This window comes from Microlunatus endophyticus (assembly GCF_014646195.1).
Taxonomy (GTDB): Bacteria; Actinomycetota; Actinomycetes; order Propionibacteriales; family Propionibacteriaceae; genus Microlunatus; species Microlunatus endophyticus.
Genome location: NZ_BMMZ01000011.1, coordinates 53,181 through 73,071, shown reverse-complemented (window position 1 = coordinate 73,071; position 19,891 = coordinate 53,181). Strand labels below are relative to the sequence as shown.

Genomic DNA, 19,891 nt, shown 5'->3' with positions numbered 1-19,891 from the left:
ACGCCGGAGCCGATCGTCTAGCCTTCGGCTGTGCCCGAATCCGCAGCCGTCGTCGTGATCGGCGCCGGGCTCGCCGGGATCGCCGCAGCCGCCCGGCTGGCGAAGGCCGGGCACCACGTCACCCTGGTCGAAGAGGCCGACCGGATCGGCGGCGCCTGGAAGCAGTCGGACCTGGACGGCGTCGGCGTCGACACCGCAGCCCCGATCTTCTCCTTCCCTGCCCCGTGGCGTGATCTCTTCCGCAAGAGCGGCCGGGACCTCGCCACCGAGTTCGCCCGCAGTGGCGACGACCTGGTCCCGGCCTTCCCGGCGCGGCATGTCTTCGAGGACGGCACCGAACTGATCCTGCCGGACAGCCGCGGCGACCAGGACGCGATCATCGCCGAACGCTTCGGCCGACCGGTCGCCGACCGCTGGCGCGATCTTGTCGACGGTCTCGGCGAGGTCTGGCAGATCCTGCGCCCACTGGGCGTCGAGACCGAGCTGACCAGCCGGAAGCAGCTCAACAGGGCCGTACGAAAAGCCTTGCGCTCCAGGGAAACCCTCGTCGACCTGGCCCGCGACCTTGATCATCCGCAGCTGTCGACTGTCATCACCGACCTCGCCTACCCAACCGGCTCGCGACCGGAGACAACCCCGGCCTTCGTCGCCGTCCAGCTCTACCTCGACCGCACCTTCGGCCGCTGGACGGCGGGCTCCGGTGCGGCCATGATCAACTCGCTGCGGCAGCGGCTGGAGTTGCGCAGGGTCCGGATCAGCACCTCCACCCGCGTGACGGGGATCGACACCGACCCGCTGATCGTCACCACCGATCACGGGCCGCTACCGGCCGCCGCTGTGATCGCCACCTGCGACGCTCCGCAGCTGTATCGCGACCTCCTGCCGTCGGACGCTGCCCGGGCCGAACGCCGTCGGGCCGGACGGCTGGTACCTGCCCTGGTGCCGGCGATCGGCCTGTCCTGGGCATCCGAACCGAGCACCCCGGAGGACGGGCCGACCGAGACCGTACGCCACCGGCGGGGTTCGGCACCCGTCATCGACTACACCCGGCCGACCGCAGGTCGGACGCTGCAGATCGCGTACGACTTCGCCGCCGGCCGGGCCGATCCGGCCGCCGGACCCGCGTGGAACGGGTTCGGCAGCTGGCTGGACCGTCCGCCCACGACCAGCGTGGTGCCCGGACTCTTCATCGCCGGGAGCTTCTCCCGCAGCGGCACCGGCCCGTCCCAGCAGATCCTGTCCGGCGCACTGGCGGCCTACGCCGCCCAGCGGTTGATCGCACCCGACCGCCCGTTGGAACCGCGCTGAGTGATCCGAGCCCACCAAGACCTCCCCTCCGACGCGCAGGCGGGGTAAACTCGCGTGTTCGACCAATGGGGTAAGGATCGTTTTCTTGACAACATCCGGTGAGACTCAGTCTTTCTCCGAATCCAGCGCACAATCCGACAGCCAGACTTCCGTACCGTCCGACGAGAACGGGAACTCCCACGCCCGCCCGACGACGTCCCCCGACGTGATCGCAGCCGAGATCGCGGTCGAACAGGCCCACGTCGACCGGGTGTACGACCGGCTCAACGAGGCCGCGCGGTCGGCCCGCCAGGTGGCCTCCGAGGGCCGCGCGCTCTACCAGTCCGACCGCCACAGCTACGTCCGCGAGGAGGACGGCACCGGCCTCTACGAGCGCGACGTCTTCGCCTTCCAAGCCGCCAAGCGGCTGGCGACGCTGGACGCCGAGCACGAGGGCCTGGTGTTCGGCCGGCTCGACCGCAAGAACTCCGAAACCCACTACATCGGCCGGATCGGCGTCCGCGACGACGATTACGAACCGCTGGTCATCGACTGGCGCGCGCCGGCCGCCGAGCCCTTCTACCGGGCGACCCCGACCAGCCCGATGGACATCGTCCGCCGCCGCGTGCTGCGCTCCCGCGGCCAGCGGGTGATCGGCATCGAGGACGACCTGCTGGACTCCCGATCAGGCGACCAGGCGCTGGTCGTGGTCGGCGAGGGCGCGCTGATGGCGGCCCTGACCCGCGCCCGCGGTCCGCAGATGCGCGACATCGTCGCCACCATCCAGGCCGAACAGGACGAGGCGATCCGGGCGCCGTACCAAGGCGTCACCGTGATCACCGGCGGACCCGGCACCGGTAAGACGGTCGTCGCGTTGCACCGGGCCGCGTACCTGCTGTACTCGAACCGGCGACGGTTCGAGTCCGGCGGTGTGCTGGTCGTCGGCCCGAGCCGGGTCTTCATGAATTACATCGAGCGGGTGCTGCCGTCGCTGGGTGAGGAGTCGGTGACGCTGCGCCCGATCGGCGCCGTGGCCGACGACGTCGTCCGGATCAGCGGCGAGCGGGCCGACAGCGCCGAGGTGGCCACCATCAAGGGGCGGCTGTCGATGGTCGGCATCCTGAAGCGGCTGGCCGCCGAACCGCCGGCCGGCGCGCCGGATCTGCTGGCCATCACGATCAAGGGCGAGCCGCTGATCCTGCGCGCCGAGGAGCTGGCGCGGATCCGGGCCGACGTGATGTCGCGCTACCGGGTCAACCAGGGCCGGGCCGCGGCGGAGGCCGCGTTGATCAATGCGCTGTGGCAGCGCAAGCCGGCCGAGGTCGACCTGGAACGCGACCAGTTCGACGATCTGGTGGCCGACCTGGCCACATTCCGGATGTTCTGCAACGCCTGGTGGCCGTACCTGTCCGCCGAGGACGCCCTGGCCCGGCTCGGCGACCGGGAGACCGTCGCCCGGGTCGCCCGCGGGCTGTCCGACCATGATCAACAGCTGCTGTCCGACAGCATTCGCGCCGGCGGCGAGCCGACGGTCGCCGACGGCGCGCTGCTGGACGAGCTGATCGACAGGATCGGTCCGCTGCCGGAGAGTGAGTCGGAGCCGAACATCTTCCTCGACGACGCCGGTGACGAGGTGCGCGAGGTGGTCACCACCGCGGACCGGCTCGCCACCCAGCGCGAAGTCGACCCGTTCGCCGAGCCGTACCAGACCTACGCCCACATCCTGCTGGACGAGGCGCAGGACATCACGCCGATGCAGTGGCGGATGCTGCGCCGGCGCGGCCAGCACGCCAGCTGGACGATCGTCGGCGACCCGGCCCAGAGCTCCTGGCCGGATCCGGAGGAGACCCAGCGGGCACTGCAACAGGTGATCGGCAACGCCCCGCACCGGGAGTTCCGGATGAGCACCAACTACCGCAGCCCGTCCGAGGTCTTCGATCTGGCCGCCAAGATCGCAGTGCACGCCTACCCCGATGCCGATCTGCCGAAGGCGGTCCGATCGACCGGCTTCGACCCCGAACTGCGGGTCGCCGACGATGATCTTGCCGGCTCCGCGGTGCGAGCGGTACGCGATCTGCTCACCGTTGTCGAGGGGACGGTCGGTGTGATCTGCCCGCCGTCGCTGCTGGCCATGATCAACTCCGCGGTCGAGGGTGCTCCCGACGAGCAGGATCTGCGCCGGGTGATCATCGTCACCGCCTTGCAGGCCAAGGGTCTGGAGTACGACGGGGTGCTGGTCGTCTCCCCCGACGAGATCGTCGCCCAGTCCCCCGGAGGGTTGCGGGTGCTCTACGTCGCGCTGACCCGGCCGACCCAGCGGTTGATCACCTTGGACCGGGGCCCCGACGCGTCCTGGCGGGCGGCGCTCGGCGCTCTCTCCTAGGCGATCCCTCTTCGTCGGAGCGCGCTAGTCGGTTTCCGCATGCCGGGCACGGATCCGGCGCCGCGGCCTGCCGCCGAGATAAGAGGATGCGGAGTCGACCATGAAGCCCTGGGCGAGGGCCTGTCGTCCGATCAGCATCCGATGGCCCATCGAATCCCGGCGGGTCAGGGTCACCTCGGCGGTGATCACCTGGTCCAGCAACCGGATCTCCAGCAGCACAACGAATCGTTCCTGTGCGACGCCGTTGGAGCTGCGCACCCGGCGCCGGTCCTGGACCGGGAGCTCGACCAGCACGGCATCACGGGAGCTGCGCTGCAGCGGATGGATCTCGAAGCGCACCCAGGGTTGCCCGTCCCGGTCGAATTCCTCGATCCCGAAGGCGTGCAGTGACGAGGTGTGCGCGCCGGTGTCGATCTTGGCCTTGAGCCACTCGACCCCGAGTCCCGGCAGACCGACCCACTCCCGCCAGCCCACGATGCGAGGCGGCAGATCGGGGGTCGGCCCTGAGGTCGGCGTGCCTGTCACGCCCACCATCCAACAGGATCGGACCAGGATCGACCAGGATTGACTTGTGAAGATCGCCATCCTGTCGCGCGCGCCTCGCAGCTACAGCACCCAGCGGCTGCGGGCCGCGACCATCGACCGCGGCCACGAGGTCCGGGTGCTGGACAGCATGCGGTTCGCGATCGACCTGTCCGGGGCCGAACCGGATCTGCAGTACCGCGGCCGCCGGCTGAGCGAATACGACGCGATCATCCCGCGGATCGGCAATTCGATCACCTATTACGGCACCGCCGTGGTGCGGCAGTTCGAGCAGATGGACGTCTACACGCCGAACACCGCCGCCGGGATCGCCAACAGCCGCGACAAGCTGCGGGCCAACCAGATCCTGTCCCGCCACGGGATCGCCATGCCGCCGACCGCTTTCGTCCGGGACCGCGCCGACGTGATCCCGGCGATCGAGAGGGTCGGGGGTGCACCGGTGGTGCTCAAGCTGCTGGAGGGCACCCAGGGCATCGGAGTGATCCTGGCGCCGGAGATCAAGGTCGCCGAGGCGATCATCGAGACGCTCCAGTCCACTCGGCAGAATGTGCTGATCCAGAAATTCATCAAGGAGTCCAAGGGCCGCGACATCCGCGCGCTCGTGATCGGCGACCGGGTGGTCGCGGCGATGCGCCGGATCGCCAACGGCGACGAGTTCCGCTCCAACGTGCATCGCGGCGGCGGTGTCGAGCGCGTCGAGCTGGACACCGAATACGAGCACGCGGCCGTCCGGTCCGCGCAGATCATGGGCCTCAAGATCGCCGGCGTCGACATGCTGGAGAGCGACGACGGCCCGCTGGTGATGGAGGTCAACTCATCCCCCGGGCTGGAGGGCATCGAGACCGCGACCAAACTCGATGTCGCCGGTGCCGTGATCGACTACATCGCCAACCAGGTCGCCTTCCCCCAGATCGATGTCCGCGAACGGCTGTCGGTGTCCACCGGCTACGGGGTCGCCGAATTGGTGGTGCACGGCGACGCGAACCTGATCGGCAAGCCGCTCGGCGATTCAGGGCTGCGCGAGCGCGATATCGCCGTCCTCACCCTGCACCGGGGCGCGACGGTGATCCCCAACCCACTGCCGTACCATGTCCTGGAGGCCGACGACCGGCTGCTGTGCTTCGGGAAACTCGAGGAGATGCGGTCGCTGATACCGGCCCGGCCGCGGCGGCGGCCGCGGGTCAAGCGGTTGCCGAAGCAGCCGCTGCCCGCGCCGGAATGAGCGCTATGGCGGAGATCTCCACCCGGTGAATCCTACGATTCGTAGTAGTGGCCGCCGGATACGGCTCGTCACGCCGTACGCTGGCTTCGTGACGTTCCCGCCGGACCCCTCGACACCACTCAGCCCGCAGTTCACCGATGCGGTCGGCGAGTCGATCTCGGACTTCCTGGACCGGCAGTCGGCCATCCTGACCCGGATGGGCGCCGAGACCGAACCACTGCTGCGGATCGCCCGGAGTCTTGCCGCCGGCGGCAAGCGGCTGCGGCCCGCGTTCTGCTACTGGGGATACGTGGCCGCGGCGGGAGACCCGGATGTCGACCTGCGGGGCCGGCTGGTGCGCGCGGCGGCCAGTCTCGACCTGCTGCACGCCAGTGCGCTGGTGCATGACGACGTGATGGACGCATCCGATCTGCGGCGCGGCCGGCCGGCCGCCCACCGGCAGTTCGAGCAGCTGCACGCCGACCTGGGCTTCCTCGGCGATCCGGTGGCCTTCGGGCGCTCCGGGGCGATCCTGCTGGGAGACCTGCTGCTGATCTGGTCGATGCAGATGCTGCACGAGTCCGGGCTGGGGATGCAGGTGCTGGGCCGGGCCCTGCCGGTCGTGGAGGAGATGCGGACCGAGGTGACCGCCGGGCAGTTCCTGGATGTCGTGTCGCAGGCTCGCGACCGCTTCAGCTATCTGCCCACCGACAGCGGCTCCGACCAGAGCGCTGATGATCAACGCCGTCTGGAGCGTGCACTGGACGAGGCCAGCCGGGTGGTCGAATACAAGTCCGCCCGCTACACCGTACGGCGTCCGCTGCAGTTCGGCGCCGCCCTCGGTGGGGCCGATGATCAACTCCAGCAAGGGCTGGGCGCCTTCGGTTCTCCGATCGGCCGGGCTTTCCAGTATCGCGACGACCTGCTGGGGGTCTTCGGAGACAGTCAGCTGACCGGCAAGCCGACCGGAGATGATCTTCGGGAAGGCAAGCGTACGGTGCTGGTCGCGCAGGCGATCGCCGGCGCCGATCCGGTCGGCCGCAAGCTGCTGGAGACCCAGGTCGGCAATCCTGATCTTGATGCCGACGGGATCGCCGAGTTGCAGCAGGTGATCATCGCCTCGGGTGCCCGGGAGGCTGTGGAGAAGATGATCGACCATGATCATCAGGTGGCGCTGCAGGCGTTGGATGCCAGCCCGGTCACCGATGCCGGCCGGACCGCGCTGACTGCGCTCGCCGCCGCAGCCGTACGGCGGGAGTTCTGATCTCCGGCTATCCGGCATTCCCCTGCCAGGTCCGCCAGAGCCTGCCGTAGGTTCCGCCGGCGCGGACGAGCTCTTCGTGGGTGCCGAGTTCGACGAGTCGACCCGCATCCATCACCGCGATCCGATCGGCGTCGTGGGCGGTCTGCAGCCGGTGCGCGATCGCTATCACGGTGCGGCCGTGCAATACGCCCGCCAGGGATTGCTCCGTTTGTCGCGCGGTCCGCGGATCGAGTGCGGAGGTCGCCTCGTCGAGGATCACGGTATGGGGATCGGCGACGAGGACGCGCGCCAACGACAGCTGTTGGGCCCGGGCCCCATCGAGGATCAGCTCGGTGCCGATCTCGGTGTCCCGACCGCGGCGCAGGTCGGTCGCCCAGGTTGCTCCGACGACGGCCAGTGCGGCGATCAACTCCGCATCGGTCGCGTCCGGCCTGGCGATCAGCAGGTTGTCCCGTACGGTCTCGCGGAAGACGTGATGGTCCTGGGTGATCAGCACGACATGTGCCCGCAACTGCTCCGGCGACAGGTCGGCGACCGGCACACCGGAGATCGTCACCGAGCCGGCCCGCGGCCGGTCCAGACCGGCGAGAAGCCTTGCCAGGGTTGACTTTCCCGCCCCGGAGGCGCCGACGATCGCCAGCCGTTCGCCGGACCTGACCTGCAGGTCGATGCCCCGCAGCACATCCCGCTCGCCGGTGTAGCTGAAGTACGCGTCGGCCACCCGGAGCCGGTCGCCGCCGGTCCCGGTCCTCGGATCCGGAACGGTAGGCACAGACGCGGTGCCGGGGGTGTCGTGGATGCCGGCCAGCCCCTCCACCCGGGCGTACGAGGCACCGGCCCCCTGGAGTTGCTCGATCCAGAGCATCAGCGTGTCCAGGGGCCCACTGAGCTGGCGCAGGTATGCCGTTGCAGTCACCACGATGCCGAGGCTGACCAGACCGTCTGCGTACAGCAGGCCACCGACCAGCAATACAGCGACCACCGGCAGCACGAGCGAGATCTCCGCCGCCGGGAAGAGCACGGTCCGCAGCCGCAACGCCCGCAGCCGAGCGGACCGGGCCAGTCCGATGGCGGATTCCGACGCCTCGGTCCGGCGAGCTTCCAGACCTAGCAGTTCCACCGTCCGAGCACCCGTGGCCGTGTTGGTGACGACGTCGGCGATCTCGGCCCCGGTGGCCGCCACCGCGAGATAGGCCGGACCGGCCCCTCTCCGGTACCAGCGCACAGCGACCGCGACCCCGATCAGGCCGGCCAGGCCGCACAGCCCGAGTCGCAGGTCGAGCACCAGGGCTGCGCCGATCAGGAACACAGCGTGCAGGACCGCCACCAGCACCTCCGGCAGGGCCGAGCGCAGGGCCGCCGCAACCAGTGCTGTGTCGGTGCTCCCGCGGGAGATCAGGTCGCCCGCCGGCAGCTGATCGGCCATCCGCGGTGGCAGCGCCAGGGTCCGCCGGAGCAGACGCTCACGGACTCGGGCCGCGGCGCGTTCCCCGAGCCGGTAGCCGCTGGTGAGTGCCCACCAGGTCAGCACGATCTGGACGGCTGTGACGACCAGCGCGGCGAAAGCCAGCCGGTCGATGACGGGTAGGGCGCCGGAGGAACCGGCCTGGATGGTGTCGATGATGCGGCCCAGGAGCCAGGGAGCCACCAGCCCTGCGGCGGCGGCCAGCCCGTTGATCAGGACGACGACGATCACCGCGGGGCGCTCGGCACCAAGATCATCTACGCCGGCCGCACGAATCTCGCGCGGACCGGCAACCGGCAGTTGGCCAGCCGTGACGCTCCTCATCGCCCGTACCCCCGACTCATCGCCGTACCCCCGACGCTGCCCTGGGCGCGCGACACCAGCTCGCGGTAACCGGGGTCCCGGTGCAGCAATTCGGCATGTGCACCCACGAACGAGACCCCGCCGCCGACCAGCACGATGACCTCGTCAGCGTGATCGAGCACCAGCGGAGATGTCGTGGTGACCACCGTCGTCATGCCCTGCCTGGCCTCGCGGAGCCTGCTGATCATGGCCGCTTCGGTGTTCGCGTCGACCGCGGACGTCGGATCGACGGCGAGCAGCACGTCGGCTGCGGCGTAGACGGCGCGGGCCAGCCGGATCCGTTGTCGCTGGCCGCCGGACAGATCGCTTCCGCCGGCGGCGATGGTCCCGTCGAGACCGCCGGGCAACGCGTCGACGATGTCCTCGGCAACGGCGACCGCCAGCGCGGTACGGATCCGGTCGTCATCCGGGTCGAGCCGGCCGGCGATGATCTCGCGGACGGTGCCGCCGAACACGGCAGCGTCGTGGTCCGCGAGGACCAACCGGCTACGGAAGGTCACCCGGTCGGCGTCGGCGACCGGCACTCCGGCCCAGGTGACCCCCGTACCGGCTGCCGGTCGGCCGAGCCGCTCGATCACCGCAACCGCGTCCGAAGGCGGGCCGGCGATCAGCGCGGTCAGCAGACCCGGGCGGATGACCACGCCGGAAGCTCGATCGGCCAGCGGGCCACCGCCGGCCGGGAGCGGCAGCGGGTCAGGTCGGTCCTCGGCGACCGGCAGCCGGAGCAGGTCGATGATCCGCCGGCCGGCGACCCTGGCTCGTGCGATGTCGGCGCCGCCCTCGATGAACTGGGCCACCGGGACCACCAGCATTGCGACGTAACCGTAGACGGCGACGACGTCGCCGACGCTGATCGTCTGGCGGGCAGCCATCCGTGCCGACAGCCACACCACGACGGCGACGAACAGCGCCGGAAGCCCGGTCCCCAGGGCTCCCACCCAGCTGGCGGGGCCGGCGACCCGGTAGCCGCGCCGGGCAAGTCCTTGCGACTGCTGCTCGAACCGGTCGGCGACGAACGTCTTTCCGCCGAGCCCGTTGAGCACCCGAAGTCCGGCCAGGATGTCGACCAGGCGCATCGTCAGCTGCCCCTGATGCACACGGTAGGCGCCCGCGCTGATCATCATGCGTTGCAGCAGTGGGCCGACAACGACCGCCAGCAACGGAACCCCGGCCAGGACGACCACCGCCAGCAACGGTGAGATGCCGAAGAGCACGATCGCCACGACGATGTAGCCGACCACTGCGCCGATGCCAGGACCGGTGACCGTCAACGCCTGCGCAACCGTCGCCACGTCGCTGATGCCGACGGTCACCACCTCGCCGGTGCTCACCCGCTGCGCCAACGAGGCACCCAGCCGGGACGTGTGCGCCACCGTGGCCCGGACGGACCGGAAGGACGCGTCCATTCTGACCTTGGTCATCGTCCGATGCCGGCCGATCCCCAACAGCGCGTTCAGTACCCCGACGGCCAGCAGCACCATCGCCCACCGAACCAGGGCGGCGGTGTCACCGACGACGAACCCTTGATCGATGGCGCGGGACAGCACCCACGGCGGCACGGTAAGACCGACCGTCCAGGCGATGCCGAGCACGGTCCCCTGGGCGACGCGGCGGCCCTGGGATCGCGTCAGCCAGAGGAGGAAGCGCAGCGGACTGCCCAGATCAGCAGCCGCCGGCGGGCGCCAGGTCTCGGCTCTGGGGTCCGGCGGGCGGACGGGTGCCATCGATGGCATCCGTTACCGGGCACCCGCGCCGGCCATGCCGGAGATCCTGGCAGCTATCGACCGATACCGGAAGGCATTCGTGATCGGATTCACAAGGAGCCCCGGCGGCTGGCCGCTCTTCCCAGCCGCGGTTCGCTCAGAGGTGCGGCTCCACCAACTGGTGATAGCGCTCGGCGACCAGCGCAGCCACCTCGGCGTAGGGGGTGTTCCAGACGTCGGCGTTGAAGATCTCGCACTCGATATCGCCGGCATAGCCGGTGGCGGCGACCGCGCGGGTCAGGGGTGCGAAGTCGATGTGCCCGTCTCCCGGCACACCGCGCGCCAGCAGGTTGTCGGCCGGCATCGGAGTGATCCAGTCACAGATCTGGTAGCTGGTGATCCGATCGCTGCCCGCCCGGGCGATCTGCGCGAGCAGGTCGGGATCCCACCACAGGTGGAAGGTGTCGACCACGACACCGACCGCCTGGACAGGGAACTGTTCGGCGATGTCAAGGGCCTGACCAAGTGTGTTGATCACGGCGCGATCCGCGGCATACATGGGATGCAGCGGTTCCAGAGCCAGCCGGACGCCGGCCGCGAGCGCGTCCGGTACCAGGGCTGCCAGGGCGTCGCCGACCCGCCGCCGGGCACCAGCGAGATCACGGGAGCCGGCCGGCAGTCCGCCACAGACCAGTACCAGGGTGTCGGTGCCGAGCCGGTGCGCCTCGTCCAGCGCGCGCCGGTTGTCGTCCAGCGCCGCAGCACGCTCGGCACCTTCGAGCGCGGTGAAGAAGCCGCCCCGGCACAGGCTCGAGATCCGCAGGCCGGATTCGGCGACCAGGGCGACCGCCGTGTCCAGTCCGACCTCCTGTACGGGTTCCCGCCAGAGCCCGATGCTCCGGTAGCCGGCCTCCCGGGCGACCTGGAGGGCCTCGGCGAGCGATGCGTACTTGATCGTTGCCTGGTTGAGCGAGAAGCGACCGTGATCAGGACTCACGAGAGCGCCTCGATCCCGTTCAGCCCGAGCAGGCCGTGCCAGCGGGCGACCGCCGACTCGGGGTCGGTGAGCGTCCGCGCCTCGGCGGCGAGCCGGACGATCTCCGACAGGTGCGGCAGGCTGCGGGCGCTGTGCAATCCCCCGACCATCGCCGGGCTGGGCTGGTGCCCGTTCAGCCAGGCCAGGAAGGCGATTCCGGTCTTGTAGTAGAAGGTCGGCGCGGCGAAGATCTGCCGGGCCAGCGGCTCGGTGGGGTCAAGGATCGCGTGATATCGATCATGGTCGCCGGCGTCGAGTGCCTGGATCGCAGCCGAGGCATTGGGCGCGACAGCGGCGAAGGCGCCCAGCAGCGCATCGGAATGCCGCCGTCCGTCCCCCTCGATCAACCGGGAATAGTTGTAATCGTCGCCGGTGAACAGCCGTACGCCGTCGGGCAGCTCGGCGCGCAGGGCGATCTCGGCGGCCGCATCGAGCAGGCTCATCTTGATGCCGCGCACCCGATCGGCATGGTCACCGATGATCCGCAGCACCGTCCTGCTCGCGGCGCCGAGGTCGGCGCTGCCGAAGTAGCCGGCCAGCTGAGGATCGAAGGCCTCCCCGAGCCAGTGCAGGATGACCGGTCGATCGACCTCGGCGAGCACCCGGTCGTAGACCTTCAGATAGTCGTCTGCCGTGTGTGCAGCCCGGGCCAGATGCCGGCTGGCCATCAGCACCACGCCGGCGCCCTGCTGCTGGGCGAAGTGCAGTTGCTCCAGGTAGCCGGCCACGACCTGGTCGAAACTGATCACCGGCTCGTCGATGTGGTCGGTGTTGACCCCGACGACCACGGCATCGCCAAGATCATCGAAGCCGGACCCGGTTCTTGCCTCGGCGGTCGTGCGCTTGATCAACTCCCGGGTGGCCGCCGGGTCCAGGCCCATGTTGCGCTGGGCGGTATCCATCGCCTCGGCGACGCCCAGACCCCAGGACCACAGATGTCGGCGGAAGCCAAGGGTCGCCTCCCAGTCGATCTCGGCCGGCGCGCCCGGCACGTTGTCCGCCCAGGCCGGCGGCACCACATGCGCCGCGGCGAAGGCGATCCGCGACCGCAGCCGGCCGTTCGGCCGGGGCAGCGGCTCGAAGCTGCCGATCTCGTACGCCTCGAGCCGACCATGATCATCCAGCAGGGTGACCGCCGACATCACGACTCCTGCCGACCGGGCCGACCCGGCTCGACCTGCGTCGGCGGCACGTCGACCCGAGCGCCGGTCTGAGAGCTCCGGGCCGCGAGCTCGGCGAGCCGGACCCCGCGCGCGCCGGAGCGGAAGTCGTAGGGATGCGGACCGTCCTCGACAACGTGCCGGATGAAGTCCTCCCACTGGGCCCTGAAGGCGTTGGCCATCGGGATGGTGTCCGGCACCTCGTGCCAGTCGGCCAGATAATCGTGCTCGTCCTTGACGTCGGGATTCCAGGTCGGCCGCGGCGTCGCATTGCGCGGCTGGATCCGAGCACCGAACAACCCGACCACCGCGCTGCCGAGCGTGCCGTCGACCTGGAATTCGACCAGCTCACGTCGGTTGACCCGGACGTCCCAGCTGGAGTTGATCTGGGCGATCACGCCACCCTCGAGCTCGAAGACCGCGTAGGCCGCATCGTCGGCGGTCGCGGCGTAGGTCTTGCCCTGCTCGTCGACCCGCTCGGGGATGTGGGTCGCCGACCGCGCATACACCGACCGCACCGGACCGAACAGATTCTCCAGCACGTAGTTCCAGTGCGGGAACATGTCCATCACGATCCCGCCGCCGTCCTCGGCCCGGTAGTTCCAGCTGGGCCGCTGAGCCGGCATCCAGTCACCCTCGAAGACCCAGTAGCCGAATTCGCCGCGCACCGCGAAGATCCGACCGAAGAAGCCCGAGTCGATCAGCTGGCGCAGCTTGCGCAGGCCAGGCAGGTACAGCTTGTCGTGGACCACGCCGTTCTTCAGCCCGGCCGCCTCGGCGAGCCGGATCAGCTCTTCTGCGTCCGCGGAATTCTCCGCGACCGGCTTCTCGGCGTAGATGTGCTTGCCGGCGGCGATCGCCTTCTTGACGGCCGGCACCCGGGCACCGGTGGACAGGGTGTCGAAGTAGATGTCGACGTCCGGGTCGGCCAGCGCTGCGTCCAGATCGGTGGTCCAGTCGGCCACGTCGTGCAGGCCGGCGATCTCGGCCAGCCGGCCCGCGTTGCGGCCGACCAGGACGGGCCGGACGTTGACGCGCCGGCCGCTGGCCAGCTCGACCCCGCCGTCGGCCCGGATCGCCAGCAGGCTACGCACCAGGTGCTGCCGGTAGCCCATCCGCCCCGTTACGCCGTTGACGATGATCCCGACTTCATTGGTTGTCACGTTTGACTCTCTCTGGGTCGTGAAGGTTGCCGGATCTGAAAAGCAGGCTGGAAAGCGCTTGCCACAGTACTGGTCCGTTATTCGACGCGTCAATCGGCGTGACCAGTTGACGAGATGGGAAAGCGTGTGTCTAGGGTGGAGGCGTGACGGACACCGACCAACCGGCGGGGTCCGGTGAAGAGTTCATCCCGCCGGCTCATATGGCCACGCTCAGCGACGTGGCGCGCGAGGCAGGCGTGTCCTTGGCCACCGCATCCCGCTCCCTCAACGGATCGAGCCGAACCGTACGGGAAGAATATCGCCAGCGGGTGCTGGCGGCTGCCCATCGGCTGAACTACTCCGCCAACCATTCGGCGCAGGCGGTCGCCCGCGGGACCAGTCAGACCATCGCGCTGATCGTGTCGGACATCGCCGACCCGTATTTCTCCTCGATCGCCTCGGGCGTGATGCGGGCCGCCGAGGACCAGGGTCTGGTCGTCACGATGTCGATCACCGAACGCCGGCCCGAGCGCGAGGCGGAACTGGTCCGGGCGATGCGGGGCATGCGACCACGGTCGCTGATCATGGTCGGCAGCCGGCGCAACGACCCCAGGGCGAGCCGGGAGCTGGAGGCCGAGCTGGCGGCGTACGAACGATCCGGCGGACGGGTGACCATGATCGCCCAGCCCACCATGGCCTTCCGGACGGTGGCGATCGGCAACGTCGGGGCTGCGGCCGAACTGGCCGGCCAGCTGGTCGGCCTCGGCTACCGGTCGATGGCAGTGCTGGGCGGTCCGGAGCAGCTGTTGACCGCGCGGGACCGGGTGGAAGGATTCGTCGGCCGCTGTGCCGAGCTCGGGGTCGAGATCCACCAGCGGAGGATCGTGCACGGCGACTTCACCCGGGACGGCGGTTTCGTCGCCGCTGCCGAGTTGCACCGCCGGGACTTCGCCGACGTCGATCTCGTCTTTGCCGTCAACGATGTGATGGCCGTCGGCGCGATGGCGTACTTCCGCACGGCAGGGCTGGTGCTCGGCCGCGATCTGGCGATCGCCGGCTTCGACGACATCGAGACCCTGCGCGACGTCTCCCCCGCACTGACGACGGTCGCCCTCCCGTTGCAGGAGATCGGCCGGACAGCCGTCGAACTGGCACTGGAGGCAGGCAACAACCATCGGGTGGTACCGATCGAGGGTTCGGTGATCATCAGGGAAAGCACCCCGCGCCGTACGTGAGCGGGTGCTAGGTTGGACGGTGAGCGCGTCAGGGCGCCACCACGTTCCGCGGACAGGGCACTGCCCACCTGAGTTTCGATGATCTTTGGTCGATGAGTTCCCGACTCCAGACCCGACCGGCGGACACGGGATCGGAGCCGAGGAGCCGTCATGACCGCACCACTGCCTTCGCCACTGTCCGCATCAATGCCCGCACGTCCGCGCAACCTGCCGGAATTCCCCACCCTGGAACGGATGCGGGCCGAGGCCCGGAGACTCCAGCGTGGACTCGGTTCCGGTGATCAGAAATCTCTGGCGCTGGCCAGGACGTACGCACCACCTGGCCGTGATCTTGAGCTCGGCAAGCCGTCGCTGGCAACTGCTCAATGGCTGCTGGCCCGCAGCTACGGGTCGCCGAGTTGGCCCCGCCTCAAGCGCCGGATCGAGTTGATCATGGAGTACACCCGGGCGCCGGAACCGGCCGGGGACGAGCCCGAGTCCGATGACCCGGCCGGTCTGGCTGATCATCTACTGCGGCTGGGCGTGCTCAACTACACCCGGGACCGGGATCGCTCGTTCGCGACGGCACACGACCTGCTGGCACGACATCCGGAGCTGGCCACGGCCGACGTCTTCACGATGGCCGTGACCGGAGCGGCCGGCCGGCTGCGTACGGCGCTGGCCGACGATCCTGCAGCAGCGAACCGGACCGGCGGGCCGTACGACTGGCCGCCGCTGCTCTATCTCACCTCCGGCCGCATCAGCAACGGCCCGTCGGCTGTCGCGACCACCCGGGTGCTGCTGGCCGCCGGCGCCGACCCGGATGCCGGATACCTGTGGCACGGCATGACGTCAGCCTTCACCGCGCTGACCTGCGTGCTCGGTGGCGGCGAGCAGGGCCAGCCGCCGCATCCGGCAGCGATCGAGATCGCCCGGCTGCTGTTGGAGGCCGGTGCGGATCCCAACGACAACCAGGCCCTCTACAACCGCTGGTTCTCCCCGAACAGCGATCATCTGGAGTTGCTCTTCCGCTACGGCCTGGGCACCGACCGGCCGAGCGTCTGGCGGGACCGGCTCGGGCCGGGGTATCCGACCAATGAGGAGATGCTCGGCGAGCAGCTGAGCTGGGCGGCCGACCACGGTTTCACCGACCGGGTCCGGTTGCTGCTGGACCACGGGGTCGATCCCGATACCCGCGGCTACCACCCGATCTACGGCGATCGGTCGGCGGCCGAACTGGCTGCCGCCGCCGGCCACGACGATATCGTCGGGATGCTCGGGGGCTGATCAGCTCTGGTCGGCAAGCGCGGCGAAGGTAAGCCGGGTCAGCTCGGGGTCGGTGGCCCAGACCTCCCGGAGTCGCTGGGAAAGCCGCAGCGCCATCCGGTGCGGATCCTCGGCAAGGGTCAGCGTCTCGCCGACGGCGATCCGCCGGGCGCCGGCGGCGATGGCCTGCTCCAAGCGGTCGGCGTCGAATTCGCCCGCGGCGTACCAGGGCTTGGAATCGAGCGCGTCGACCGGCGCGACCTCGGCGGCGGTGGTGACCAGGTCGAGATCTGATCCAGCGGCGACCAGCAGGAAGTCGATGCTGGGATCCCCGAGCAGGCGGTGCAGATCCTCGGCGTCCCGGGCCGTACTGCCAAGCCGGGTGAAGCGCCCCAGTCCGGCGCGGAAGTCCGCGAGCCCGGCGGTGTCGGGTGCCTGCGACAGCCAGACCGTATCGGCCCCGAAATCGGCCGCGAGAGCGGCCGAGTCGCTGACCATCACCAGGTGCCGGTGCCGGGCGGCAACGTCCCAGGCTGTCCGCAGCGCCGCCAGTTCGGCCTCGTGCTCCAGGCCGGGCTCGTGGATCTGCACGATGTCGACCCCGCCGGTCACCGCCGCCTCCAGGAATTGGCGGAGGTCACCGCTCCGAGTGCGCGCGTCGGTCCTCAGCAGTAGCCGGGCGAGTTTCACCTGGGCCCCGACACCGATGAGGACGTTCACCCGCACACCTTACTGACAGGTAGTCCGCCCGTGAACGGGCAGGATCAGCGCTTCAGCTCCGGCCGAGCCGCCGGTCGATCACCGCGTGGTGCCGGGGCTGCCGGGACGGTGCTCACGGGTGCCGTGCAAGGTGTGATGGCCGCGGTCGTGGTAGATCAGCGGAAGATCGTCAGACCGCACCTCGGTCTGCAGCACGTCCAGGATGATGAGGAAGCTCGAGCCAACGGGGATCCGCCGGGCGACCCTGGCCCGCAGCCAAGCGTGCGAATCGTCCAGCACCGGCTCGCCCGTCTCCAGCCGGCTCCAGCCGCCGGCAGCGAACCGGTCGATGTCGGTCGCCGCGAACCGCAGCGATATGTCAGCCTGATCAACAGTCAGAAAGTTGATCACCAGTGATTCGCAGCGAGCGATTGCCGGCCATGAGCGGGAGGTCGCCGCCAGGGAGAATGCGACCGATGGCGGCGCTGCCGAGACGGAGATCACCGAAGTCGCGGTGAATCCGACGGGCTCGCCGTCGGCGTTGTTCAGGGTGATCACCGAAACACCAGCGGGGTGCCGGCGGAAGATCTGCTTGAACGCGTCCGCCGTCACCTGGTTCTCCGTCGCCGGATCCGGGCTCCGGGCCTGATCCGCGTCGGCCGGGGAGTCCCCGCCGTGCGGTTGGGCTGCCATCGTGCCTGTCCCCCTGGTAAGTGCCGGAGCCGGTTCGCGATATCGGCGTCACCGCCGTGCTGCCCTTCGCGACCAACGCAGTGATGGTAGTTGGTGCACCTCCTGCGGTGTCTGTTGAGGGGTGATAGCCAGGAGTGGGCACTCCTCAGAGCAAGTCTGAGTTCGGACTTCGACTGCGCCTGGAAACGTCCTGGGCGGCGCGTTGAGCCGGGAATCGTTGAATTGCCGCCATACACTCAGGCCTGGGTCCCGCGAAGACCCGCCCCTTCCCCACACGCACCTGGAGCAGGCGTGACGATGACGATGAGCACGAGCGACCCCCTGGTCGGCCGTGTTCTCGACCGCCGCTACCAGATCATCGAGCGGGTCGCCCGCGGCGGCATGGCCACCGTCTATCGGGCCAACGACACCCGGCTGGACCGGATCGTCGCCTGCAAGGTGATGCACGTCGGACTGGGTGACGACGAAGACTTCACCCGCAAGTTCGACCGCGAGGCGCGTGCTGCCGCCCGGCTCTCCCACCCCAACGTCGTCTCGGTCTTCGACCAGGGCAACGACCTCGGCCGGCCGTACATCGTGATGGAGCTGGTCGAAGGACGCACGCTGCGCAGCGTGATCGCCCGCGAGGCACCGCTCAATCCGCTCCGCGCCCTGGCCCTCATCGAGCCGGTGCTCAGCGCGCTCGCGGCTGCCCACGACGCCGGTCTGGTGCACCGTGACGTCAAGCCCGAGAACGTCCTGATCTCCGACCGTGGCCAGCTCAAGGTGGGCGACTTCGGCCTGGCCCGCGCGGTCACAGGCCAGACCTCGACGGCGACGGCGGGCCTGCTGATCGGGACGGTCTCCTATCTGCCCCCTGAGCTGGTGCTGACCGGCAAGGCGGATGCCCGCTCCGACGTCTACAGCGCCGGCGTGGTGCTCTTCGAGCTGTTGACCGGCCGCAAGCCGCACACCGGCGAGACGCCGATCCAGGTTGCCTACGCCCACGTCCACAACGACGTACCGGCACCCTCGAGCCTGCCCACCGCCGGTCCGATCCCGGACTACCTGGACGGACTGATCGCCCGCGCCACCGCCCGCAACGCCGACGCCCGGCCGCATGACGCCCGAGTGATGCTGACCCAGGTCCGGCGGGTGAAATCCGCGCTCCAAGCCGGGATCCCGGCCGATCCTGAGCTGACCGAGGACCTGACCGTCCCGCTGCGGACCCTGCGGCTGCATGCCGAGGCCGCGGGCCGGCCGGCCGATGCAGCCGAGTTGGAGGACGGCTGGGCGCCGACGACGGCGATCGCCGCCGACATCGAGGCGGCGATCAGCGAGGACTCCGGGGACCCGGTCACCGGGGATGCCGCGGATTCGGCAGCGTCCTCGGGGACCGGTCGCCCCTCGAGGGTCACCTATGTCGACGACGAGTATGTCGACGACGAGCCGCCGACCGTCGACGAGCCCGAGCACACGCCGACCGACATCCGCTTCCTCAGCCGGCCGTCGGCACCGTCCCGGACCTCGCAACTGCCCGGCCAACTCCCCGCGCAGGTCAGGCCGGTGCCGCCGAACCGGCCACGGCACCCGTCCCGGCACCGGGCCCGCGGCTGGGTCGCGCTGATCATCGTCCTGGTCCTCGCCGCCCTCGCGGGGGTCGGCGTCTGGTATTACACCAAGGGCCGCTTCACCACCACTCCCGGACTCACCTCGCTGCCGCAGACCAAGGCGTCGTCGATCGCCAAGGAGTCCGGCTTCACCGTCTCCAGTAGCCAGAGCTATTCCGAGACGGTTCCCAAGGGCGAGGTGATCCAGACAAAACCGCGGCCAGGCGGCCAGATCCTGCGCGGGGCGAAGATCCAGCTGATCGTGTCCAGGGGCCCCGAGCGCTATCCGATGCCCAAGATCGTCGGCCTGTCCGAGGACGACGCCAAGGCCGCGCTCGGCAAGGGCCATTTCGACGTCGGATCGATCGGCAAGAAATACAGCGAGTCGGTCGACAAGGGCAAAGTGCTCAGTGCCTCCGACGATCCGGGCACCGAACTCAAGCGCGATACCAAGATCAATTTCGTGGTGTCGGCTGGCCGGCAGCCGATCGCGATCACCGACTACACCGGCAAGGACGCCGACTCAGCGGCCGCCGCCCTGAAGAAGGCCGGTTTCAGTGTCGCCGTCAGCTCCCAGTACTCGGACTCGGTGCCGGCCGGATCGGTGATCAGCCAGTCACCCAAGGATGGAACCGGTTTCCGGCATGATCACATCAAGTTGATCAAGTCCCTCGGCCCGGAGATGGTCGAGGTCCCCAACGTCAAGTCGATGGGCGTCCAGGCTGCCAAACAAGTCCTTCAGCAGAAGGGATTCAAGGTCGCCACGTCGCACTCCAGCATCCTCTGGCTCGGACTGGGCTACGTCGCCTCGACTGATCCGAAGGCGGGAACGTCAGCACCCAAGGGATCGACGATCACGCTCAACCTGGTCTAGCCGAAGGTC

General features: G+C 69.5%; 15 protein-coding genes. 7 read left to right on the top strand and 8 right to left on the bottom strand.

What is annotated here, in order from left to right; genetic code table 11:
* The first annotated feature begins 30 nt into the window (after nucleotides 1-30).
* Nucleotides 31-1,308: an FAD-dependent oxidoreductase gene (locus IEY07_RS18765; protein ID WP_188896937.1), complete on the top strand. Its 1,278-nt coding sequence runs from the start codon at nucleotides 31-33 to the stop codon at nucleotides 1,306-1,308.
* Between the two features lie 85 nt (nucleotides 1,309-1,393).
* On the top strand, nucleotides 1,394-3,670 hold the full coding sequence (locus tag IEY07_RS18760) for a HelD family protein (RefSeq protein ID WP_308422958.1): 2,277 nt from the start codon (nucleotides 1,394-1,396) through the stop codon (nucleotides 3,668-3,670).
* Between the two features lie 24 nt (nucleotides 3,671-3,694).
* Here IEY07_RS18760 and IEY07_RS18755 read toward each other — a convergent pair whose 3' ends face one another.
* A complete protein-coding gene (locus IEY07_RS18755; protein ID WP_229670327.1) occupies nucleotides 3,695-4,195 on the bottom strand; it encodes an ATP-dependent zinc protease family protein in 501 nt (166 codons plus the stop codon).
* A 46-nt stretch (nucleotides 4,196-4,241) separates the two neighbouring features.
* Between IEY07_RS18755 and IEY07_RS18750 the strand changes: the two genes are divergently transcribed.
* Nucleotides 4,242-5,435, top strand: coding sequence for a RimK family alpha-L-glutamate ligase (locus tag IEY07_RS18750; RefSeq protein WP_188896935.1), 1,194 nt, complete (start codon nucleotides 4,242-4,244; stop codon nucleotides 5,433-5,435).
* Nucleotides 5,436-5,523: 88 nt separating this feature from the next.
* The gene (locus IEY07_RS18745) at nucleotides 5,524-6,678 is read left to right on the top strand and encodes a polyprenyl synthetase family protein (protein ID WP_188896934.1); all 1,155 of its coding nucleotides are present in this window, start codon (nucleotides 5,524-5,526) and stop codon (nucleotides 6,676-6,678) included.
* A gap of 7 nt (nucleotides 6,679-6,685) precedes the next feature.
* Here IEY07_RS18745 and IEY07_RS18740 read toward each other — a convergent pair whose 3' ends face one another.
* The 5 genes from IEY07_RS18740 to IEY07_RS18720 all read right to left on the bottom strand — a co-directional run bounded on the left by IEY07_RS18740 (nucleotide 6,686) and on the right by IEY07_RS18720 (nucleotide 13,568).
* Nucleotides 6,686-8,467: an ABC transporter ATP-binding protein gene (locus IEY07_RS18740; RefSeq protein WP_188896933.1), complete on the bottom strand. Its 1,782-nt coding sequence runs from the start codon at nucleotides 8,465-8,467 to the stop codon at nucleotides 6,686-6,688.
* Complete coding sequence (locus IEY07_RS18735) at nucleotides 8,464-10,230, bottom strand: ABC transporter ATP-binding protein (protein WP_188896932.1); 1,767 nt, start codon at nucleotides 10,228-10,230, stop codon at nucleotides 8,464-8,466. The genes IEY07_RS18740 and IEY07_RS18735 overlap by 4 nt, the downstream gene beginning before the upstream one ends.
* Nucleotides 10,231-10,366: 136 nt before the next feature.
* Nucleotides 10,367-11,206: a sugar phosphate isomerase/epimerase family protein gene (locus IEY07_RS18730; RefSeq protein WP_188896931.1), complete on the bottom strand. Its 840-nt coding sequence runs from the start codon at nucleotides 11,204-11,206 to the stop codon at nucleotides 10,367-10,369.
* Entirely contained in the window at nucleotides 11,203-12,387 is a 1,185-nt protein-coding gene (locus tag IEY07_RS18725) for a dihydrodipicolinate synthase family protein (protein ID WP_188896930.1), read from the bottom strand. Before IEY07_RS18725 ends, IEY07_RS18730 begins: the two co-directional genes overlap by 4 nt.
* Nucleotides 12,387-13,568, bottom strand: a complete 1,182-nt coding sequence (locus tag IEY07_RS18720; RefSeq protein WP_229670325.1) for a Gfo/Idh/MocA family protein — start codon at nucleotides 13,566-13,568, stop codon at nucleotides 12,387-12,389. Before IEY07_RS18720 ends, IEY07_RS18725 begins: the two co-directional genes overlap by 1 nt.
* Before the next feature lie 143 nt (nucleotides 13,569-13,711).
* Between IEY07_RS18720 and IEY07_RS18715 the strand changes: the two genes are divergently transcribed.
* Complete coding sequence (locus IEY07_RS18715; RefSeq protein WP_229670323.1) at nucleotides 13,712-14,782, top strand: LacI family DNA-binding transcriptional regulator; 1,071 nt, start codon at nucleotides 13,712-13,714, stop codon at nucleotides 14,780-14,782.
* Nucleotides 14,783-14,932: 150 nt separating this feature from the next.
* On the top strand, nucleotides 14,933-16,048 hold the full coding sequence (locus tag IEY07_RS18710) for an ankyrin repeat domain-containing protein (protein WP_188896929.1): 1,116 nt from the start codon (nucleotides 14,933-14,935) through the stop codon (nucleotides 16,046-16,048).
* On the opposite strand, the gene IEY07_RS18705 is transcribed toward IEY07_RS18710, so the two are convergent.
* Together IEY07_RS18705 and IEY07_RS18700 are read right to left on the bottom strand one after the other, a co-directional pair.
* Entirely contained in the window at nucleotides 16,049-16,747 is a 699-nt protein-coding gene (locus IEY07_RS18705) for a thiamine phosphate synthase (RefSeq protein WP_188896928.1), read from the bottom strand.
* Nucleotides 16,748-16,825: 78 nt separating this feature from the next.
* Entirely contained in the window at nucleotides 16,826-17,419 is a 594-nt protein-coding gene (locus tag IEY07_RS18700; protein WP_188896927.1) for a flavin reductase family protein, read from the bottom strand.
* 303 nt (nucleotides 17,420-17,722) lie between these two features.
* Between IEY07_RS18700 and pknB the strand changes: the two genes are divergently transcribed.
* The gene (pknB, locus tag IEY07_RS18695; RefSeq protein WP_229670321.1) at nucleotides 17,723-19,882 is read left to right on the top strand and encodes a Stk1 family PASTA domain-containing Ser/Thr kinase; all 2,160 of its coding nucleotides are present in this window, start codon (nucleotides 17,723-17,725) and stop codon (nucleotides 19,880-19,882) included.
* Nucleotides 19,883-19,891 lie beyond the last annotated feature (9 nt).